The sequence below is a fragment of the Sphingobacterium sp. UBA6320 genome (genome assembly GCF_002440335.1).
In the GTDB taxonomy this organism is placed as follows: domain Bacteria; phylum Bacteroidota; class Bacteroidia; order Sphingobacteriales; family Sphingobacteriaceae; genus Sphingobacterium.
On sequence record NZ_DJTA01000022.1, the window covers coordinates 151,255 to 167,832 of the forward strand.

The 16,578-nt window shown below is 36.5% G+C and carries 11 protein-coding genes; 3 read left to right on the forward strand and 8 right to left on the reverse strand.

Going from position 1 to position 16,578, the window contains the following annotated elements; translation table 11 throughout:
• The first annotated feature begins 1 nt into the window (after nucleotide 1).
• Together B3P23_RS14410 and B3P23_RS14415 are read left to right on the forward strand one after the other, a co-directional pair.
• Complete coding sequence (locus B3P23_RS14410; protein WP_045755634.1) at nucleotides 2-1,018, forward strand: zinc-binding alcohol dehydrogenase family protein; 1,017 nt, start codon at nucleotides 2-4, stop codon at nucleotides 1,016-1,018.
• Nucleotides 1,019-1,112: 94 nt separating this feature from the next.
• On the forward strand, nucleotides 1,113-3,356 hold the full coding sequence (locus B3P23_RS14415) for an alpha-L-fucosidase (protein WP_293927350.1): 2,244 nt from the start codon (nucleotides 1,113-1,115) through the stop codon (nucleotides 3,354-3,356).
• A gap of 368 nt (nucleotides 3,357-3,724) precedes the next feature.
• On the opposite strand, the gene B3P23_RS14420 is transcribed toward B3P23_RS14415, so the two are convergent.
• From B3P23_RS14420 to B3P23_RS14455, 8 genes are all read right to left on the reverse strand, one after another.
• Complete coding sequence (locus B3P23_RS14420; protein WP_293927353.1) at nucleotides 3,725-4,453, reverse strand: HAD hydrolase-like protein; 729 nt, start codon at nucleotides 4,451-4,453, stop codon at nucleotides 3,725-3,727.
• 405 nt (nucleotides 4,454-4,858) lie between these two features.
• The gene (locus B3P23_RS14425) at nucleotides 4,859-6,421 is read right to left on the reverse strand and encodes an ABC transporter permease/substrate-binding protein (RefSeq protein ID WP_260948841.1); all 1,563 of its coding nucleotides are present in this window, start codon (nucleotides 6,419-6,421) and stop codon (nucleotides 4,859-4,861) included.
• On the reverse strand, nucleotides 6,418-7,335 hold the full coding sequence (locus tag B3P23_RS14430; RefSeq protein ID WP_293927361.1) for an ABC transporter ATP-binding protein: 918 nt from the start codon (nucleotides 7,333-7,335) through the stop codon (nucleotides 6,418-6,420). The genes B3P23_RS14425 and B3P23_RS14430 overlap by 4 nt, the downstream gene beginning before the upstream one ends.
• Nucleotides 7,336-7,345: 10 nt before the next feature.
• Complete coding sequence (egtB, locus tag B3P23_RS14435; RefSeq protein WP_293927364.1) at nucleotides 7,346-8,533, reverse strand: ergothioneine biosynthesis protein EgtB; 1,188 nt, start codon at nucleotides 8,531-8,533, stop codon at nucleotides 7,346-7,348.
• 11 nt (nucleotides 8,534-8,544) lie between these two features.
• Nucleotides 8,545-9,534: an L-histidine N(alpha)-methyltransferase gene (locus tag B3P23_RS14440; RefSeq protein WP_260948846.1), complete on the reverse strand. Its 990-nt coding sequence runs from the start codon at nucleotides 9,532-9,534 to the stop codon at nucleotides 8,545-8,547.
• A 201-nt stretch (nucleotides 9,535-9,735) separates the two neighbouring features.
• The gene (locus B3P23_RS14445) at nucleotides 9,736-10,902 is read right to left on the reverse strand and encodes a PepSY-associated TM helix domain-containing protein (RefSeq protein WP_293927368.1); all 1,167 of its coding nucleotides are present in this window, start codon (nucleotides 10,900-10,902) and stop codon (nucleotides 9,736-9,738) included.
• A 2-nt stretch (nucleotides 10,903-10,904) separates the two neighbouring features.
• On the reverse strand, nucleotides 10,905-13,250 hold the full coding sequence (locus tag B3P23_RS14450) for a TonB-dependent receptor (protein WP_293927371.1): 2,346 nt from the start codon (nucleotides 13,248-13,250) through the stop codon (nucleotides 10,905-10,907).
• A gap of 215 nt (nucleotides 13,251-13,465) precedes the next feature.
• Nucleotides 13,466-14,671: an MFS transporter gene (locus B3P23_RS14455; RefSeq protein WP_293927374.1), complete on the reverse strand. Its 1,206-nt coding sequence runs from the start codon at nucleotides 14,669-14,671 to the stop codon at nucleotides 13,466-13,468.
• 527 nt (nucleotides 14,672-15,198) lie between these two features.
• On the opposite strand from B3P23_RS14455, the gene B3P23_RS14460 reads away from it, so the two are divergent.
• Complete coding sequence (locus B3P23_RS14460) at nucleotides 15,199-16,563, forward strand: sulfatase-like hydrolase/transferase (RefSeq protein ID WP_293927377.1); 1,365 nt, start codon at nucleotides 15,199-15,201, stop codon at nucleotides 16,561-16,563.
• The last annotated feature ends 15 nt before the right edge of the window (nucleotides 16,564-16,578 follow it).

A 16,578-nucleotide genomic window follows, 5' to 3' on the forward strand; every position in this document is an offset into this window, starting at 1 on the left:
AATGAAAGCAATTATATTACAAGAGCCTGGCAAGTTTCAATATATGGAAAAGGAAAATCCGACAGAATTGAAACCCGATGAAGTCCTATTGAAAATTAATAAAGTATCCATTTGCGGTACAGATTTGCACGCGTTTAATGGTAAACAACCGTTTTTTACGTATCCCCGAATTTTGGGACACGAAGTGTCTGCTGAAATCGTAGCTACTGGAGATGAAGTTAACCAATTTACTGTAGGAGATAAGTGTACTGTGGAGCCCTACCGTAATCTTGTGAATGATCAGGCGGTCTATAGAGGTAAAACTAATTGTGGCATTACGCTAACGGTTCTGGGAGTGCATGAGGATGGAGCTATGCAAGAATATATCACGTATAAAGCAAGTAATGTACACCTCGCCAATGGGCTTGAAGATGATCAAATTTCTCTAATTGAACCGTTTGCTGTTGCAGCACATGCAGTCGATCGAGCTAATATTATAGACGGTGATACTATTTTAGTAATCGGTGCCGGACCCATTGGCTTAGGTATTATTGCTATTGCGCGCTTATTGGGGGTCAAAGTCGCTGTTTTAGATCTTTCAAAATTTAGATTAGATTTTGTGAAAAATAAATTTCCTGATGTGGCAACCATAGTCTTGTCTGATGATTTGGAAAAAGATATCAAAACATCTTTCAATGGCGAACTTCCCACTGTAATATTCGATGCTACGGGAAATAAAAACTCGATGGAAAATTCATTTAATCTCATTGCCCATGGTGGTACAATCATTTTTGTCGGACTTTTTGTTGGACATGTTACATTTGATGATCCTAATTTCCACAGAAAAGAAATTACTTTAAAAGCCAGCCGTTCTGCTCGTGCAGTTGATTTTAAAAAAGTGATTCAACTGATGAAAGCAGGACTTATCAACACGAACGGATTTATTACCCATCGTATCCCATTTGATCATCTTATTGATAAATTTGATCATCTATACAATCCCGAAGAAAATCTTATTAAAGCTGTTATCGATTTTTAAAATATAAAAAGTGTCGATTTTTATGAATTTCTAGAGTCAAAGAATCATGTATTCAGAATCAAAAAATCTATGTTAACCAAAAATTAATAAAATTATGAATAAATCCATCCTATGGACAGCTATGTTAGGGCTTGTCTCTGTATATAGTCATGCGCAAGTGAATAATAAGAAAATACCTGTTAAAAGCACCTATGAAGTTAAGAGTACAGATCGTCCGGAAGATATCATATGGAAAGCCGTACATGTTGTGCCTACAGCAAATCAATATCAGGCTCTCAAAAATGAATTTATAGCTTTTATCCATTTTGGCCCTAATACATTTACGAAAATGGAATGGGGAAATGGTATGGAGGATCCTCAAGTTTTTGATCTTAAAACTTTGGATACCGATCAATGGTGTGAGGCTATGAAAGCTGCAGGAATGAAAAAAGTGATTATTACAGTGAAGCATCACGATGGTTTTGTGCTTTGGCAGAGTAGATATACAAAACATGGAATTATGTCTTCAGGATTTAGAGGTGGTCAAGGAGATGTACTGAAAGACTTAACCGCTTCTTGTCAGAAATATGGATTAAAACTGGGAATTTACTTGTCCCCTGCAGATCTTTTTCAGATTGAAAGTCCCGACGGACTTTATGGTAATTTAAGCGAGTATACGCAACGTACCATCCCTCGTGAAGTAGCTGGAAGACCATTTAAAAATAAAACGAAGTTTAATTTTAAAGTGGACGATTATAATGAATATTTCTTAAATCAGCTATTTGAATTACTGACGGAGTATGGTCCGGTACATGAAGTTTGGTTTGATGGTGCACATCCAAAGAGAAAAGGAGGCCAAACATATAATTATAATGCCTGGCGCGAGTTAATTAAAAAATTAGCTCCAGAAGCGGTTGTATTCGGAAAAGAAGGCATTAGATGGTGTGGAAATGAATCCGGAAACACTAGAAGTACCGAGTGGAATGTAATTCCTTATCAAGAAGATCCAGCAATACTTCAAAATTTCAGTGATTTGATGGATGAGGATTTGGCAAGCAGAGAAAAGCTTTTTAAAGGAAAATTTCTTCATTATCAACCCGCAGAAACCAATACTTCCATTCGAGAAGGATGGTTTTATAGAGATGATATACATCAGAAAGTGAGGAGTACAGACGATGTTTTTGACATTTATGAACGATCGGTTGGCGGTAATTCTATATTTCTTTTGAATATTCCACCCAATAGGGAAGGAAAGTTTTCACCTGAAGATGTAAAAGTTTTACATGAAGTAGGAAGTCGTATTAAAGAAACATATGGTCGTCATCTTTTGCGAGGAGCAAAAGGAAGTAAAGAAACATTAGATGGCAATCTGGAGTCCTTTACTGTACTATCCGATAAAAGTCCGGAATTGATTTATACAACTCCAAAAGCTATAAAAATAAATCGTTTTGTGATTCAAGAAGCAGTAAGTACGCATGGAGAGCGTATAGAAAAGCATGCTTTAGATGCCTGGATTGGTGGAAAATGGAAGGAGATCGCTCAGGCGACTAATGTAGGATACAAACGTATTCTTCGTTTTCCAGAAATAACAGCAGATAAATTCCGCATTCGAGTACTGGCTAGTCGGGCAACTCCCATAATCAGTGAGGTGTCGGCGCATTATGCTCCGGGAAGACCTCCACAACTGGTATTTAATCGCAGTATAGATGGTATGGTTACTATTGATCCTATGAAAAGTGAATTTGGATGGAATCCTCACGGAGAGGATATTCTTAAAAATCTAAATACCAATTATCAAATACATTACACATTAGATGGTAGTCAGCCTACCGAACAGTCACCGGTATATAAACAACAGATCTATGTAAAAGGCGGTCAAATAAAAGCTGTAGCCATCAGTGCAGATAAACGAATAGGAGCAGTTGCTGAAGAAACAATTGGTATTGCGAAAAAACTAGGAAAAATTTTAGATTTTACTAGCGAAGAGCCTAAGCATAGTGCAAAGATGGCTTTCGATGCAGATCCGAAAACGTATTGGCAGTCTAATAACGATGGTGCCACTCAGCATATTTCAATAGATCTTGGACAGCAGTACAATTTAACAGCATTTAGTTATACGCCACAAAAAGAGCATGGAAGTGGTATGATGGCTAAGGGTATTTTAAAAATCAGTAATGATGGAAAAAATTGGAATGAGGTCGAGCGATTTGAATTCGGAAATCTAATTAATGACCCTACAAAACGAACGCATCGATTTTCTAAAAACATTCAAGCGAGGTACATTCAGGTTGAATCCACTGAAATAACGGGTGGAGGAAAACTGCTTACTATTGCTGAACTGGATTTTATTGAGCAATAGCTTTGAGTTCGGTTCTTAATTTTTTTTAAAATCAATAAATAACAATTCTCGAGCTGTTATTTATTGGTTTTTTAAATTTGATCTGTCTGTATAATTTAAGATGTAGATGTGATATCTGGACTGAATTACCTTGATTTAAAACTCGCAAACCTAGTTTGGTCATTAATGAATGTAGTTGCTGTAAATTTCAAATTTTGAAAGATTAGCTATCTTTATAGTGAATGATTAAGTTTTTTATGTCGACTTCTTTAAGGTGTTCAACAGGGCTTTTATTCATTATTGGTTTAATTTAAAAATCGGAGAAGCCAAGCCCTCCGATTTTTAAAAATGATTTCTTTTCATTATCATTTACAACCTAATAGAGATTGTTATAACTGTTTGATAATATCAATATACGCTTTAGGTTCTTTAATAAATAGGTCATGTGGATAAGCCATTAATTCATTTTCTTTGTGCGTGCCGTAAAGAGAACCTACTGAATAAAGTACATTTGCATGGTGTGCAGATTGTAGATCAGAAGGGGTATCTCCTAAGTTAATTACAGATTTGCTGTCTGAAATATTAAACTTTTGCATCGCCAATTTGATCATATCTGGAGCTGGTCTGCCATACATCACATCGCTGCTGGATATGGAACAGTTAATGCAATTAGATTCTGTATTGTCTATACAAAGATAATTCTTGTCTAAGTCTTTATCCCAGCCTAGTTTTTGTAGAATGATGCCCGTTACTTTACGGTAGAAACCTGTTGTCAAAGCTATTTTAATATCCTGCTTTCTACAGAACTCGAATACGTCCAGTACGCCATCGTATGGCTTAGCTCCAACAGACTCATAATGATTTTCTAAGGTATGACAGAATAGTTGATAAGACTTATTTACTTGATCACGGTAGGAGGGATGATCAATATCAATTTCCTCTTTCCAGATCGTTTCAAATACTAAGATCTTTGACCAGCCCATCATACTATTTATTTTTTCCGGAGATACGTCTATGTTTGTTGCTTTAATGGCATCAAAGAAACATTTTTCTACTTCATTGTGGTCTTGAACTGTTGTTCCCGCGATGTCAAATACGGCTAATTTTACCTTACTCATGTTTATTAATAGATGTTTGCGGTTTTAAAAAGATATAATGATTGCGCAAGAAGCATAAAACCACAAAATGTATGAAGATAATTGCCACAACGTGTAGCATAATTTATTTTAACCAGTATTTCGCCATCTTCAAGAGTGAGTATCTTACTTGATACTGCCCGAAGTAGTTGATGAGGTTTTTCAAAAACAAAAAAATTTCCTTGTATAGCCATGATAGTATGGTAAATATAACTTAAAAAGTTTTACAATACTAAACATTGTTTATAAATACTACATTTAATATATATTAAGTTTATATTAAATAGTTGATTTTTGCCTTTATGTTATCGGCCCTAATAGATTGGAAAAAGGGATTTTTATAATGCAGCCATCCAATGCATACTCCTATATCGTATAAATATGATTTCAATAAGATAAATATGATTTTAAATCAGAAATACTTTTTATCCTTTGATCATGAGCATCTTTATTTCGCATCATCAAAGCGTATGCATTATTAAAACCGATCGGTTTTAACCATTTTACACCATATTTATCTTTAAATTCTTGTTGAACATAATCATATGTTTTTTCCGGGTTTTGGGTCACCTCTTTCATATTTTCTTGTGTCGTATTTAAGAGGACCAATAGTCCAGTACCGGTATACTCCGGATAGAGATCGATTGCATCATTCATGAGCGCATCAAAGCAAATTTTAGTACCCCCTAATCCTGTTTTTGTTTCCACGGCATAGGAGGTATGTCCTTCAATTAGCATTTTGTATAATGCCGCAAGAATATACTGTTCTCCAAAAATTTTAGAACCAATTCTTATCTTTCCTGCATTACGTTGGCCGGCACCTTTATATAGATGTATGGACTTTAAAAAGTCTTGTGCTACTTTTTCCGGTGTTTGCTGTAGAAAATCAGTTTTATAATTCATTTCTGTCATCAAGGAATCATTGATCTTACCCGCTAATAGATCAATAACAGGTTCTAAATCTGGATATTTTAGTAATGTTTTTGATTTAATGATTGGTGCAGCATAGTAAGGTGGAAATATTTTTTTATCATCTTCTAATACGTTAAGGTCAAATGCCTTTATTCGTCCGTCTGTCGAATAGCCGCTAATCACATCCAATTTACCTTCATGGATAGCTTTGTACATAATCGCATCACTGATAATTTTTGGATTCATGTACAAGCCATATACCGCACGTAAGCCGAGATCACCATCTTGTCTACCCATAAACTCTGGAGTAAAACCTGCTTTTAATTTGTTTGATGTAGGGGAGGGCCAAAAATAAGATGCAAGAGCAATTATGGTTATCAATGAGCTGATTACACGCCATCGATTTAAATTTCTAAATTTTAAACGTTGCAAAAAAGCGATAGTCTGATCCAAAAAAATGGCTAGAAATGCTGCCGGAATTGCGCCCGCTAATATCATATTACTATTGTTGAGTGATATACCTCCGAAGATAAATTCACCCAGCCCACCAGCGCCAACAAATGAAGCCAAAGTTGCAACTCCTACATTGATCACCGTAGCGGTTCTGATTCCAGCAAGTATGACGGGCATTGCCAAGGGGAATTGTACTTTAAATAATAATTGGCGCGAATTCATACCCATCGCTTTTCCTGCTTCCATCACATTGGTACTAACTCCAGTAATGCCTGTATACGTGTTTCGAATAATTGGCAACAGCGCATAAATCAATAATGCTACAATTGCAGGAATTGCTCCTATACCAAAAAAAGGAATCATAAAACCGAGCAATGCAATACTCGGTACTGTTTGTAAAATGCCTGCTATACCCAATATAAAATGGGCTAGTTTTTTCTTTCTTGATATCAATATACCGAGTGGAATACCCACAATAATAGCAAGCAAGAGCGATGAAAAGGTCAATCCCAGATGCTGTATGACCTGCATGAACAGTTTTTCATGTTGCTCGACAACAAAGGTCCAAAAGTTTTGTTTCATCATGCTATTTGCATTTTTCTGTAAGCAGCAAATGCTTTTGAAAGTTTTTCATAACGATCAAAGTCATGCTTATCTGTACTCAAATGTTGTAAAGCCGACCATACCGTTGATTGTGCTGAAAGGCTTGATTGTATGATATCCTGAATATGGAACATCTTCTCGAGATCTGCTAGGGTTGTTACTTTATGTTCTAACAATAATCTATTGCTAGCAAAAAAATCACTTACAAAATTATTTTTAGGATGATAGATCATTTCTTTTGGAGTCCCAATTTGAAGGATTTTTCCCTTGTCCATTAAAGCGATTCGATGACCAAGTTCAAAAGCCTCCTGCACATCGTGAGTCACTAAAATAGTCGTTTTATTTTTTAATTCATCCAGCGATTTAAACGCGGTATGAATTTCGGATTTAGTAATATTGTCCAGTGCACCAAATGGCTCATCCATTAAAAGGACAGGTGTATTGGCAATTAAGGCTCTGATGATCCCTACCCGTTGTTGTTGTCCACCACTTAATTCATGTGGATATCGGATTAACATATCCGTAGAAAGATGCAATTTATGCATCAATTCATATGTACGGTTTTGAATATGTTTTTTATCCCATTTCAATAGCTTTGGAACTGTGGCGATATTTTCTTGAATGGTATAATGTGGAAACAACCCCGTATTTTGCATGATAAATCCTATTCCCATCCTGAGATCTTCCATTTTTTTATCCCGTATATTTTGACCATTGATCGAGATATGACCCGTATCCGTTTCGATGAGCCGATTGATCATTTTGAGCGTCGTTGTTTTACCGCATCCGCTAGTTCCTAAAAGAATCAAGATTTCTTGGTCAAAAGCTTCAAAGGATATTCCATCGACAACAGATCGTCCTTCATAATGCTTTGAAATAGACTCTACTTTAATCATAAGCTATAACTCATTTTGCAAGTCTTATACCAGTAAATTGCCATTGATGATGAGCGTGAAAGAAATTTCGATATGTCTTTCTACTATGTCCTTGGGAGGTAGCTTCTGAGGCCCCTCTTAAAACCATTTGGTTGACCATAAATTTGCCATTGTATTCACCTACTGCACCTGCTTCCTTTTTGAATCCAGGATAGGGAAGATAAGCACTTCCGGTCCATTCCCAGCGTTCGCCCCAGTTTAGCAGATCAGCGGAGATTTCCCATTCCGCTTCTGTCGGCAAACGCATTCCTTTCCAATTCGCATAAGCAGTAGCTTCATAAAAGTTCACATGGTTGACAGGAGCATTCAGATCCAGTTCTTGTAAACCAGCAAGTGTATAATGCATCCATTGATGATCAATTTGATGCCAATATAAAGGTGATCTTCGCTGAGAGGTTTTTACCCAATCCCAACCCTCGGCATGCCAATGATTAAATTCAAGATAACCACCAGCTTCCATAAATTCTAGATATTCGCGATTACTAACCAAGCGATTCGCAATTTCAAAATCTCCAAGATATACACGATGCCGCCCAAGTTCATTGTCAAAGCAAAAACCTGTACCTTCAAATCCGATTTCGTATATACCTTCACGGAAGTTTATCATTTCCATAGCCTTCAATTCAGCTGTGGGAGAAATGCTATCTTGCAAATAAGGAGGGAAAAGTGGATTATGACCTAAGATATATTTAATATCGGTGATGAGCAATTCCTGATGTTGTTGCTCATGATTGAGTCCCAGTTCTAATAAAATAGCAATAGGTTCTGATAGATGAAATTTTTGATCAAAAAATAGCTGCATCTGTTCATCAACATATGCTCTATATTGATAAATATCGGCTACCGAAGGACGGCTCAAATTTCCACGATCTGTTCTGATCACACGCGCACCTACAGTCTCATAATAACTATTGAAAACATAATTATACTGTGGATCGAAAGTTTGGTATCCGGTGAAGTATGGAATTAATAAAAAAGTTTCAAAAAACCATGTAGTATGACCAAGATGCCATTTTGGAGGACTTACATCGGCAATGGGTTGTACCACATAGTCTTCGATAGCTAAAGGAGCGCAAATATGGACAGAATGATTTCTGATCGTCCTATATTTTTCTTCTAAATCGATGATGTGCTTGCTTACTGTATCTGCTGTTTTCATGTTACAATTTTTTATTTGACTTGCCAAATGACATCTACAAACCAATGTTTTGAATCGTACAGTTCCTTTACAGGATTAAAACCTGCTTGATGAGCAAGCTGTCGAATATCGTTATCGGAGAATTTCTGAGATATTTCCATATAGATCGGTTCATTTTCTACGAAGGAAATGTGCTGATTATCTATGATTACTTGTTGTGCCGCAAGACTGATGAGATAACTTCGACAGGCACCGCTGAGCGGATCATAGGTTTGATAATGCTCGAATAGATTCAGATCAAAATTAGCTTCCAGTTCCCTATTGATGCGTGCAAGAAGATTTAAGTTAAATTTTGCCGTAATGCCGCTAGGGTCATCGTAAGCATTTAATATGGTTTGAGGGTGTTTCTTTAAATCAAAACCAATGACCAGGTAATCGCCTACGTTAAGTTTTTGCCGCAATGAGGCACAAAACTGTGCGGCTTCTTCCAGTTCCATATTACCAATATTGCTTCCTAAAAACAAAACCACTTTGCGTCTTGAAGATAATGCCATAGCTTGATCGATCATCTCAAAATATTCACCTTTAAGACAAGTGATTTCAAGATTTGGTATGGATTTATTGAGATTTGTTTTTAAAAGAGACAGAATATTTCCTGATATATCGATAGGCATGTAACTGAAATTGACATCTTGATCAATCAGATGTCTCAGTAAGTAAGAAGATTTCATAGCATCACCAGCACCTAATTCAATCAGATCAAAAGGCTCCTCATCAGCTTTTATAAAATGAGCAATATCTGCCGTTTTATTTTTGAATATATCGAGTTCGCAATTGGTCAAATAATAGGTTTGCATAGCCATAATTTGTTGAAATAGATTATCGCCAATGCTATCGTAGAAGTATTTGGAAGATAATTTCTTCGGAGTGTTGCCTAAATCTTCTAATACTTCCTGACGAAATTTCTGAATAGTTTGACTAATATTATCTTGTTGGTGTTCGCTTTGCAGACCAAATTTCATTATGTCGTAATTTTTAATTTGTTATCGATGAAAAGTTCGACGGTTTCTATCGTTCTACTGTTATAACATATGAAAACTATGACTTGTTTGCAATATCGGATATTGTTAAAAAAGTAAAGCCATTTTTTCAAGGGCTTTATACGACTTAATTTGAACTATTATAATTTTAGGAAAGATAATCAGTCGGTTTTTATGATATTTTTATTTGGCTTTTGCTATCTTTTTTTTCTTTTTCTTCATTTTATTGATCCAAATAATAGTACCGGTAATCGGTAGCGAGGCACAGATCAAACCCACGATAAATGTTAGGATTTTGGTTAACATTCCGCCATAACTTCCTACATGAAGATCATAATTCATTGCACCAATTTTATCACCGATCGGAGCATTTTGAGATTGTTTCAGTTTTTCAATTTGACCGCTTGTTTGATTAAAATAATACCAAATGAATTCTCCAGTACGCTCCTCTGAAAACCGTACTTGTATATCCTGAGATTCGGCAATTGATTTGCGTAAGCGGATTGACATCATCTCTGCTTGAGGATGTTTGGATAAGGTGTAATGCAGGGCATTATCTATAGTTTTTGATTGATTTTGAGGTACATAATCAAAGTTGTTTTGTGGTGGTAGTTTTTTTGTATCCCCCAGATGATTGAAAGCATTCACATAAAATTCTTTAAAAGCAGGGAAAGTAAAAGCAATACCTGTTGTTGCAATTAGAAGAGCAAAGATTAAACTATAAAGTCCCAAAATCTGATGCAAATCATAATTTAATCGCTTCCATTTCACGTTGAAATCAAACCAAATCTGTCTTTTTATTTTTTTTAAACTCCATTTTTTAGGCCACCATAAAACAATGCCTGATAGTAGAATAATAATAAATATAATAATAGAAATTCCTACGACCCAATGACCGATCTTTTTCCCCAACAGGAGGTTCATATGTAACTGCAATATCACTTGGAAAAATTCAGTTTTGGAATTTTCCACTACTTGTACCTGACCCGAATAAGGATTTATAAATACCCGCTTATGATAAGTGAAATATTGATGATGACCAATACCCTGTTCATTCGTTTTTACAGCACGAAAAACCCATGTTCTGTTTGGAGAAAGATAAAGATCTGCACGGCTGATATTTTCACCTTCAGGTAAAGCTTTTTGAGCAATGTCTATCAGTTGGGTAAGGGGTAGGAGCTTACTATGATCGGATTGCGGTTCATGCGTATAATATTTTTGCGGATAGATGATTAATTTAAGCTCGTCATAGAATACATAAAAACAGCCAGATAAGCTTACAATGAAAACGACCAGACCTGTAAACAAGCCTAGCCATTTGTGTAACCATAGTATACCTTTTTTAATCATTCTTAAAACTGGTAATAAAGATTCACCGAAGTCACAGTACCGCTTCCTTTCACATACTCTGCATCTAAAGCACGATATTGACTCACTGTCGGGTAGTAAGATGTGTTGAATAAATTTTCTATTCCTAAACCTATTCTCCAGTTTTTATTAAATTTATAGTTCCCCGATAAATTGAAAAGATCTACATGACTGATAGGTCCTTCACTATTGTTGTATTTTCCTTTATCATTAAGCGCAAATCGATCCCTAGACCCTGTATGTATCCAAAACAATTGTACGTTTAATTGTTGGTTGGGTTTATAGTTAATAAATCCTGTTGCTTTTGGTGGTGCAATGCGGGAGCCATTCAGATAAATTTTAGTGCCATCATCCATTTTTGCTTTTCCTTCCACATAAGCATAACTACCACCTAAACTTAACTGTTGACTAAGCTGAGCATCTAGTGCGATTTCATAACCTTTTACCTCTTCAGGCTCGCGTTGTGGCATGAGAAATCCACCGACATCAACTAAGTTTACACCTAAATCCGAAGTACTGATATAATAAGAAGCTGATACATTGAATATGCTGAAACGACTAGAAAAACCCGCTTCATAATTATTGGTAATGATAGGATCTGTTTCTAGATTTCCGATCGTGTTTTCTGTAGCTCTGCGTAAGATACGGCCCAATTCATTGATGGCAAAGGCTTGTGAAAAACTCACAAAGGGATTGAAATAATCGTATTTTGTATACCGTAAACCGGCATTGAACATCGTCGCCTTATAAGGAATATTTCCACCACTCACCATAATGCTACCTTCGCCATTAGCACCTGTAGCGATCGTATTGAAATCATGGATCTTAACAGTCGCATTTTCATAGCGAACGCCTCCTTTGAAGATTAGATTTTCAACTAGATCTGCTTTTAACTGTACATATGGTGCAAAGTTAACCATATTCATTTTAGGAATGTATACACGGCCATCTGTCAAATCTTGATAGGTGACATCTTTTAATAAATCCAAACCATAGGTTATTTCGGTCGGGATAGTAAAAAGTTGAAATGGTGTATTTAAATTGACTCTTAATCCTTTTTTATCCGAGTTGATCATCGTTTGGCCAGGACCATACCAAGCCGTTCCGCTAACAACGTATCTATTCATGGATCTAAATGAATTCAAATAAGCTGTTACATCTAATTGCGTGGATTGAAAGAGATTATTTTTGGAGTAGCTCAGCATGGCATTGTGATTGTAAGGCGTACCAGCAGGTTTACCTGGTTCTTCGCCCACGACCCCGATGGTAGGCGATTGACCGTACACACCATTTTTACTGATATATTGAGCTCTTTGTGTGCTCCCGTAATAGTTATAGAATCCGGTCAAGGTACTGCTTGAGTCAATTTTATAACCAATTTTCGCAAATCCATTATATTGATAAGAGTTCGATAGACCATCTGTTTGTCCGAGCGGGAGACCATCGGAATCCCTTTGTAAACCAGTGTAATCTACAGATCCGGATACGGTGTAGCTCCACCTTTTCACTTGACCTAATAATTGTTGCGAAAATCTATACCCGATCGTTTCTTTTGGATCAAATGGATTGATTGATGTCCCCAATTGGGTTTGCCCGCCTATCTTTTTACCATCGCTGTTTTTTTTCGTGATATAATTGATGATACCTCCACCTGAACCATTACCATAAATGGAAGTAGCACCTTTTATCACTTCGATACGTTCAATTACACTGGGGTCGATAGTTCGTAGGTCACGTGCTCCATTCATAAGCGGTGTTGATTGTGGGATTCCATCAATTAATATGAGCACAGCACGTCCACGTAGTGTTTGTCCCGAATTGGTTGCTTTATTGGTAGAGGTGCCCAGCCCAGGAATCGCATTTCCTAATACCGAGGCCAAGTTATTGGTAATATTAGTCTGCGCTTGAATATCTTGTTGGTTCAGAATCGTAATAGAGGAGGGGATAGTCGAAATGCTTTCTGGTTTTCGACCTGCTGTCACCACGATCTCATCAAGTACATGCGTGCTTGCCACTAAAATAATGTTTAAAGCATCATGAAGCATCTGGTTTGATATTTTGAGCGTTTGCTCACGAAAACCCACAGCAGAAACCGATAGTTTTTGATTCACAATTTTTTCATTCGTTGTCCTTAGCAAACCACTTGTATCCGTACTTCCTAGAAACTGTTGATTAAGAAGGATTGTGGCACCAGCAATTGGATTACCTTTTTCTGTTTTGACATGTATAAGCATCTGTTGGGCTTCACATATGAAAACAAATAGCTGAAAGGCCGCAAACAGTAGGAGATATTTCCATCTTTCTTGGATGGATCTGAATGAAATAAGCATCTGTATTGTTCTATATTAATTTAGATTTGTTCTAAACAGAGGCAAATATACAATCTATTTGATTCGAGTAAAATTTTTTTTCAGTTTTTTTGGTCAATAATGTGATTTTTTTTAGGCTATTAAAAAAGGCCGCTCTAAAATACGATGATTTAGAGCGACCTTTTTTGTTTGTATCGACATTGCTATTGGCATTCTTTATTTTATAGTTTGGTTTCCTATATCCATTGTTTATAAGCTTTTTTAAGCTTGATGATGATCAGTGTAACAAACCCTAAAAATGCAAAAATAGCGTAGCCTATTCCAATTTCAGTTTGGGTATCTGGATTCACGAGACTCACGACAATATAGCTTAATGCCGAAGTGACCAGATACGTAATACCTCCTGCGAGTCCACCTGCTATTCCAGCTGATGAGGGAAAACGACCCAGGCAGTACCCAAAATAGTTATTGAATATAAATCCCGCAGTCACATGGATGAGAAAAGCAAATAACGATAAGGTGTAAATATTGGTGGCATATGGTGATATGAAGATCATCACAACGATAAAACCTATTTGTAGATAATTAGCTATTTGTAATTTTGGCAACAAAGATTTCTGGATAAGGGCTCGCCCTATAAATCCACCCGACATCCATGCAAGTCCCATCAGTAATGAAATGTAGCCGGTCGTAATAGAACTAAAGCCTAGGTTGTGCTCGATAAAGAACGGTCCACTGAGATTATAAAACATGACCAATCCATAACTTATACCACACATCAATACACCGAAGGTAAAATCTTTGGTTTGAAGCATGGTTTTAAATTCGGTCACTAAATAATTCAGTTGTAGGGGGTTCTTTTTACGTATAGTTTCGGCAGAAAAAATCAGTTCCAATACAAATAGAATAGCACTATATGCTGCCAGCAACATAAAGTTCGAGCGCCATCCAAATTGTGCTTGTAAATAACCACCGATAAAAGGTGCGATGATTGGGGCTAATGACCATACGATAGTAATAGCGCTTAAGTAACGTTTTCGTTCTTCCCCTTCATATACATCCACAAAATAGGCGCGCTTTGAAACAACGACAAATGCAGATAAAATCCCCTGCAATATGCGCATCAGATAAATAACCAAGATATTGTCTGTTGTGGCAGTTACCCAAAAACTTAAGGTAAAGAGAAAAAGTGAAATTAAAGTAATCCGGTATCTTCCCCAAGCATCAACAAGGGCACCCGTAAAAAATTGAGCGATCCCATAGCTGATTAAGAAAAGTGATAAGGTAAGTTGAATATTGCTTTCAGCCAATCCAAGCTCTTGCGCCATCTGCGGCATTGATGGTAAATAGATATCGGTAGCCAAACCTGAAATCGGTACTAATGCAAAAGCAATTAGTGTCGGTGCAAATGATTTTTTTGAATGTATAGTATTGCTTTGCATGTAACTCTTTTTATTGAAAAAATGAGGTGGGTAGATAAAGGGAAACCCATGTTGGGCAAAGGTATAAAATTCAACAATGACGTGTACTTGTTTTTACTGCAAGTGCAGCGTTACATGATCTATAAAAGCAATTGAATGGCCTATATAAATTTTATGGTATATAGGGTGTTAGATGATTTGTTGTTAATTATAGTGTTGATAATGAGTGTGATGATTTTTTTTATGCTGATTGATAATCGTTTTAAGACCTTTGTTAATCAGCATCCTGATAAAGAAATGACATCCTTTCTTACCATTTGTTTGACATTTAAATGATGTTATTTGCGGTTATGATGCTATTACTAATATGCTTGGAGATATTGATTATTGAACATAATTTATGAAAATATCCAGCGATATCGTTTTCGTATTTAATATCTATATTTATATCAATCAGCTTAATTTATTAATAATATTCATTTATACTTGTACGATCAACAGCACCAGTGGACTGCTATTATGATTAATTTAAACCAGAACTCATTATTATGAACATCTTGTTGCGCTTCAAAGAATGGTTATTATTGATAGGCATATGCTTTAGTTTCTTATCATACGGGCAAAAACAACCCCCTAATATTATATTTATATTGACCGATGATATGGGGTATTCCGATTTAGGTTCTTATGGCAGTCCGAATATTCAGACTCCATTCTTAGATTCATTAGCAAGCAAAGGTGTACGGGCTACAAATTATGTCGTTTCCACTCCTTCATGTACACCATCTCGCGCATCGCTATTGACCGGGCGCTATGCTTCTCGCTATAACTTGCCTCAGCCGATCGGTCCTGGTTCTGATTTAGGTCTACCTGATGCTGAGGTAACGATCGCTGAAATGTTAAAACAGCGGGGCTATCGAACAGCTTTGGTAGGAAAATGGCATCTTGGTGATAAAGCAGAATCGCTACCCAATGCACAAGGATTTGATTTCTTTTATGGGATGCTATATAGTCATGATTACCGTGCCCCATATGTCAAAACGGATACAGTGATTAAACTTTTTAGAAATCGTACTCCTGAAGTATTTGCACCTGATGACTCAGATCTTAGTCAACATTATCATCGTGAAGCGCTTCAATTTATCAATAAGCAAAAAAAAGACAAACCGTTCTTTTTGTATTATGCCCATAATTTTCCACATCTTCCATTGGCATTTTCAAACAAGAAAAATCCTTATGCTAATGCACAAAATGCGGGTACCCTTGGGGCGGTGTTGTATGAGCTGGATCAATATATTGCTCAATTATGGCACGCATTAGAAGCGAAAGGTCTGGATAAAAATACCATCTTGATGTTTTCAAGTGATAATGGACCTTGGATAGAATATCCAGCACGTATGGCAGATGATGGCGAGACGAAAAACTGGCATGTCGGAACTGCAGGAGTATTTAAAGGCTCGAAAGCGCTGACTTATGAAGGCGGTGCGCGCGTCCCTTTTATTGTTTTCGGAAAGGGGATCATTCCTGAAGGAAAAGTTATTCGTTCTTCTATCAGCAATCTAGATATTTTACCAACTATTGCTTCTTGGACAGGATCTTCTTTACCAGATAGAAAATTGGATGGCCAATCGATTCGTACTTTGCTAGAAGGCAAGGATCCTGATTTACATTATAATCACAGACCGATATTTTTGGTCAATTACGGTAAGCCAGAGGCAGTAAAGGTTGGCGATTGGAAATACAGGATTGTCAAACAGCGAACCAATTTGATATCAGGTAAAACCGAAGAAACGGTTGAAGAATTGTTTAATGTTGCATGGGATCCTAGCGAACGGACCAATTTGATCCATCAATATCCAGAAAAAATGGCAGAGCTGAAAACGGTATTTGCTTCTTTTGATCAAACAGAATAATTTTTCAGTATCTCC

Coding starts and splice junctions, on each gene's coding strand:
- B3P23_RS14430 (WP_293927361.1), bottom strand. CDS start 7,335: ATGATTAAAGTAGAGTCTATTTCAAAGCATTATGAAGGACGATCTGTT.
- B3P23_RS14410 (WP_045755634.1), top strand. CDS start 2: ATGAAAGCAATTATATTACAAGAGCCTGGCAAGTTTCAATATATGGAA.
- B3P23_RS14425 (WP_260948841.1), bottom strand. CDS start 6,421: ATGATGAAACAAAACTTTTGGACCTTTGTTGTCGAGCAACATGAAAAA.
- B3P23_RS14460 (WP_293927377.1), top strand. CDS start 15,199: ATGAACATCTTGTTGCGCTTCAAAGAATGGTTATTATTGATAGGCATA.
- B3P23_RS14450 (WP_293927371.1), bottom strand. CDS start 13,250: ATGCTTATTTCATTCAGATCCATCCAAGAAAGATGGAAATATCTCCTA.
- B3P23_RS14445 (WP_293927368.1), bottom strand. CDS start 10,902: ATGATTAAAAAAGGTATACTATGGTTACACAAATGGCTAGGCTTGTTT.
- B3P23_RS14420 (WP_293927353.1), bottom strand. CDS start 4,453: ATGAGTAAGGTAAAATTAGCCGTATTTGACATCGCGGGAACAACAGTT.
- B3P23_RS14440 (WP_260948846.1), bottom strand. CDS start 9,534: ATGAAATTTGGTCTGCAAAGCGAACACCAACAAGATAATATTAGTCAA.
- B3P23_RS14415 (WP_293927350.1), top strand. CDS start 1,113: ATGAATAAATCCATCCTATGGACAGCTATGTTAGGGCTTGTCTCTGTA.
- B3P23_RS14455 (WP_293927374.1), bottom strand. CDS start 14,671: ATGCAAAGCAATACTATACATTCAAAAAAATCATTTGCACCGACACTA.
- egtB (WP_293927364.1), bottom strand. CDS start 8,533: ATGAAAACAGCAGATACAGTAAGCAAGCACATCATCGATTTAGAAGAA.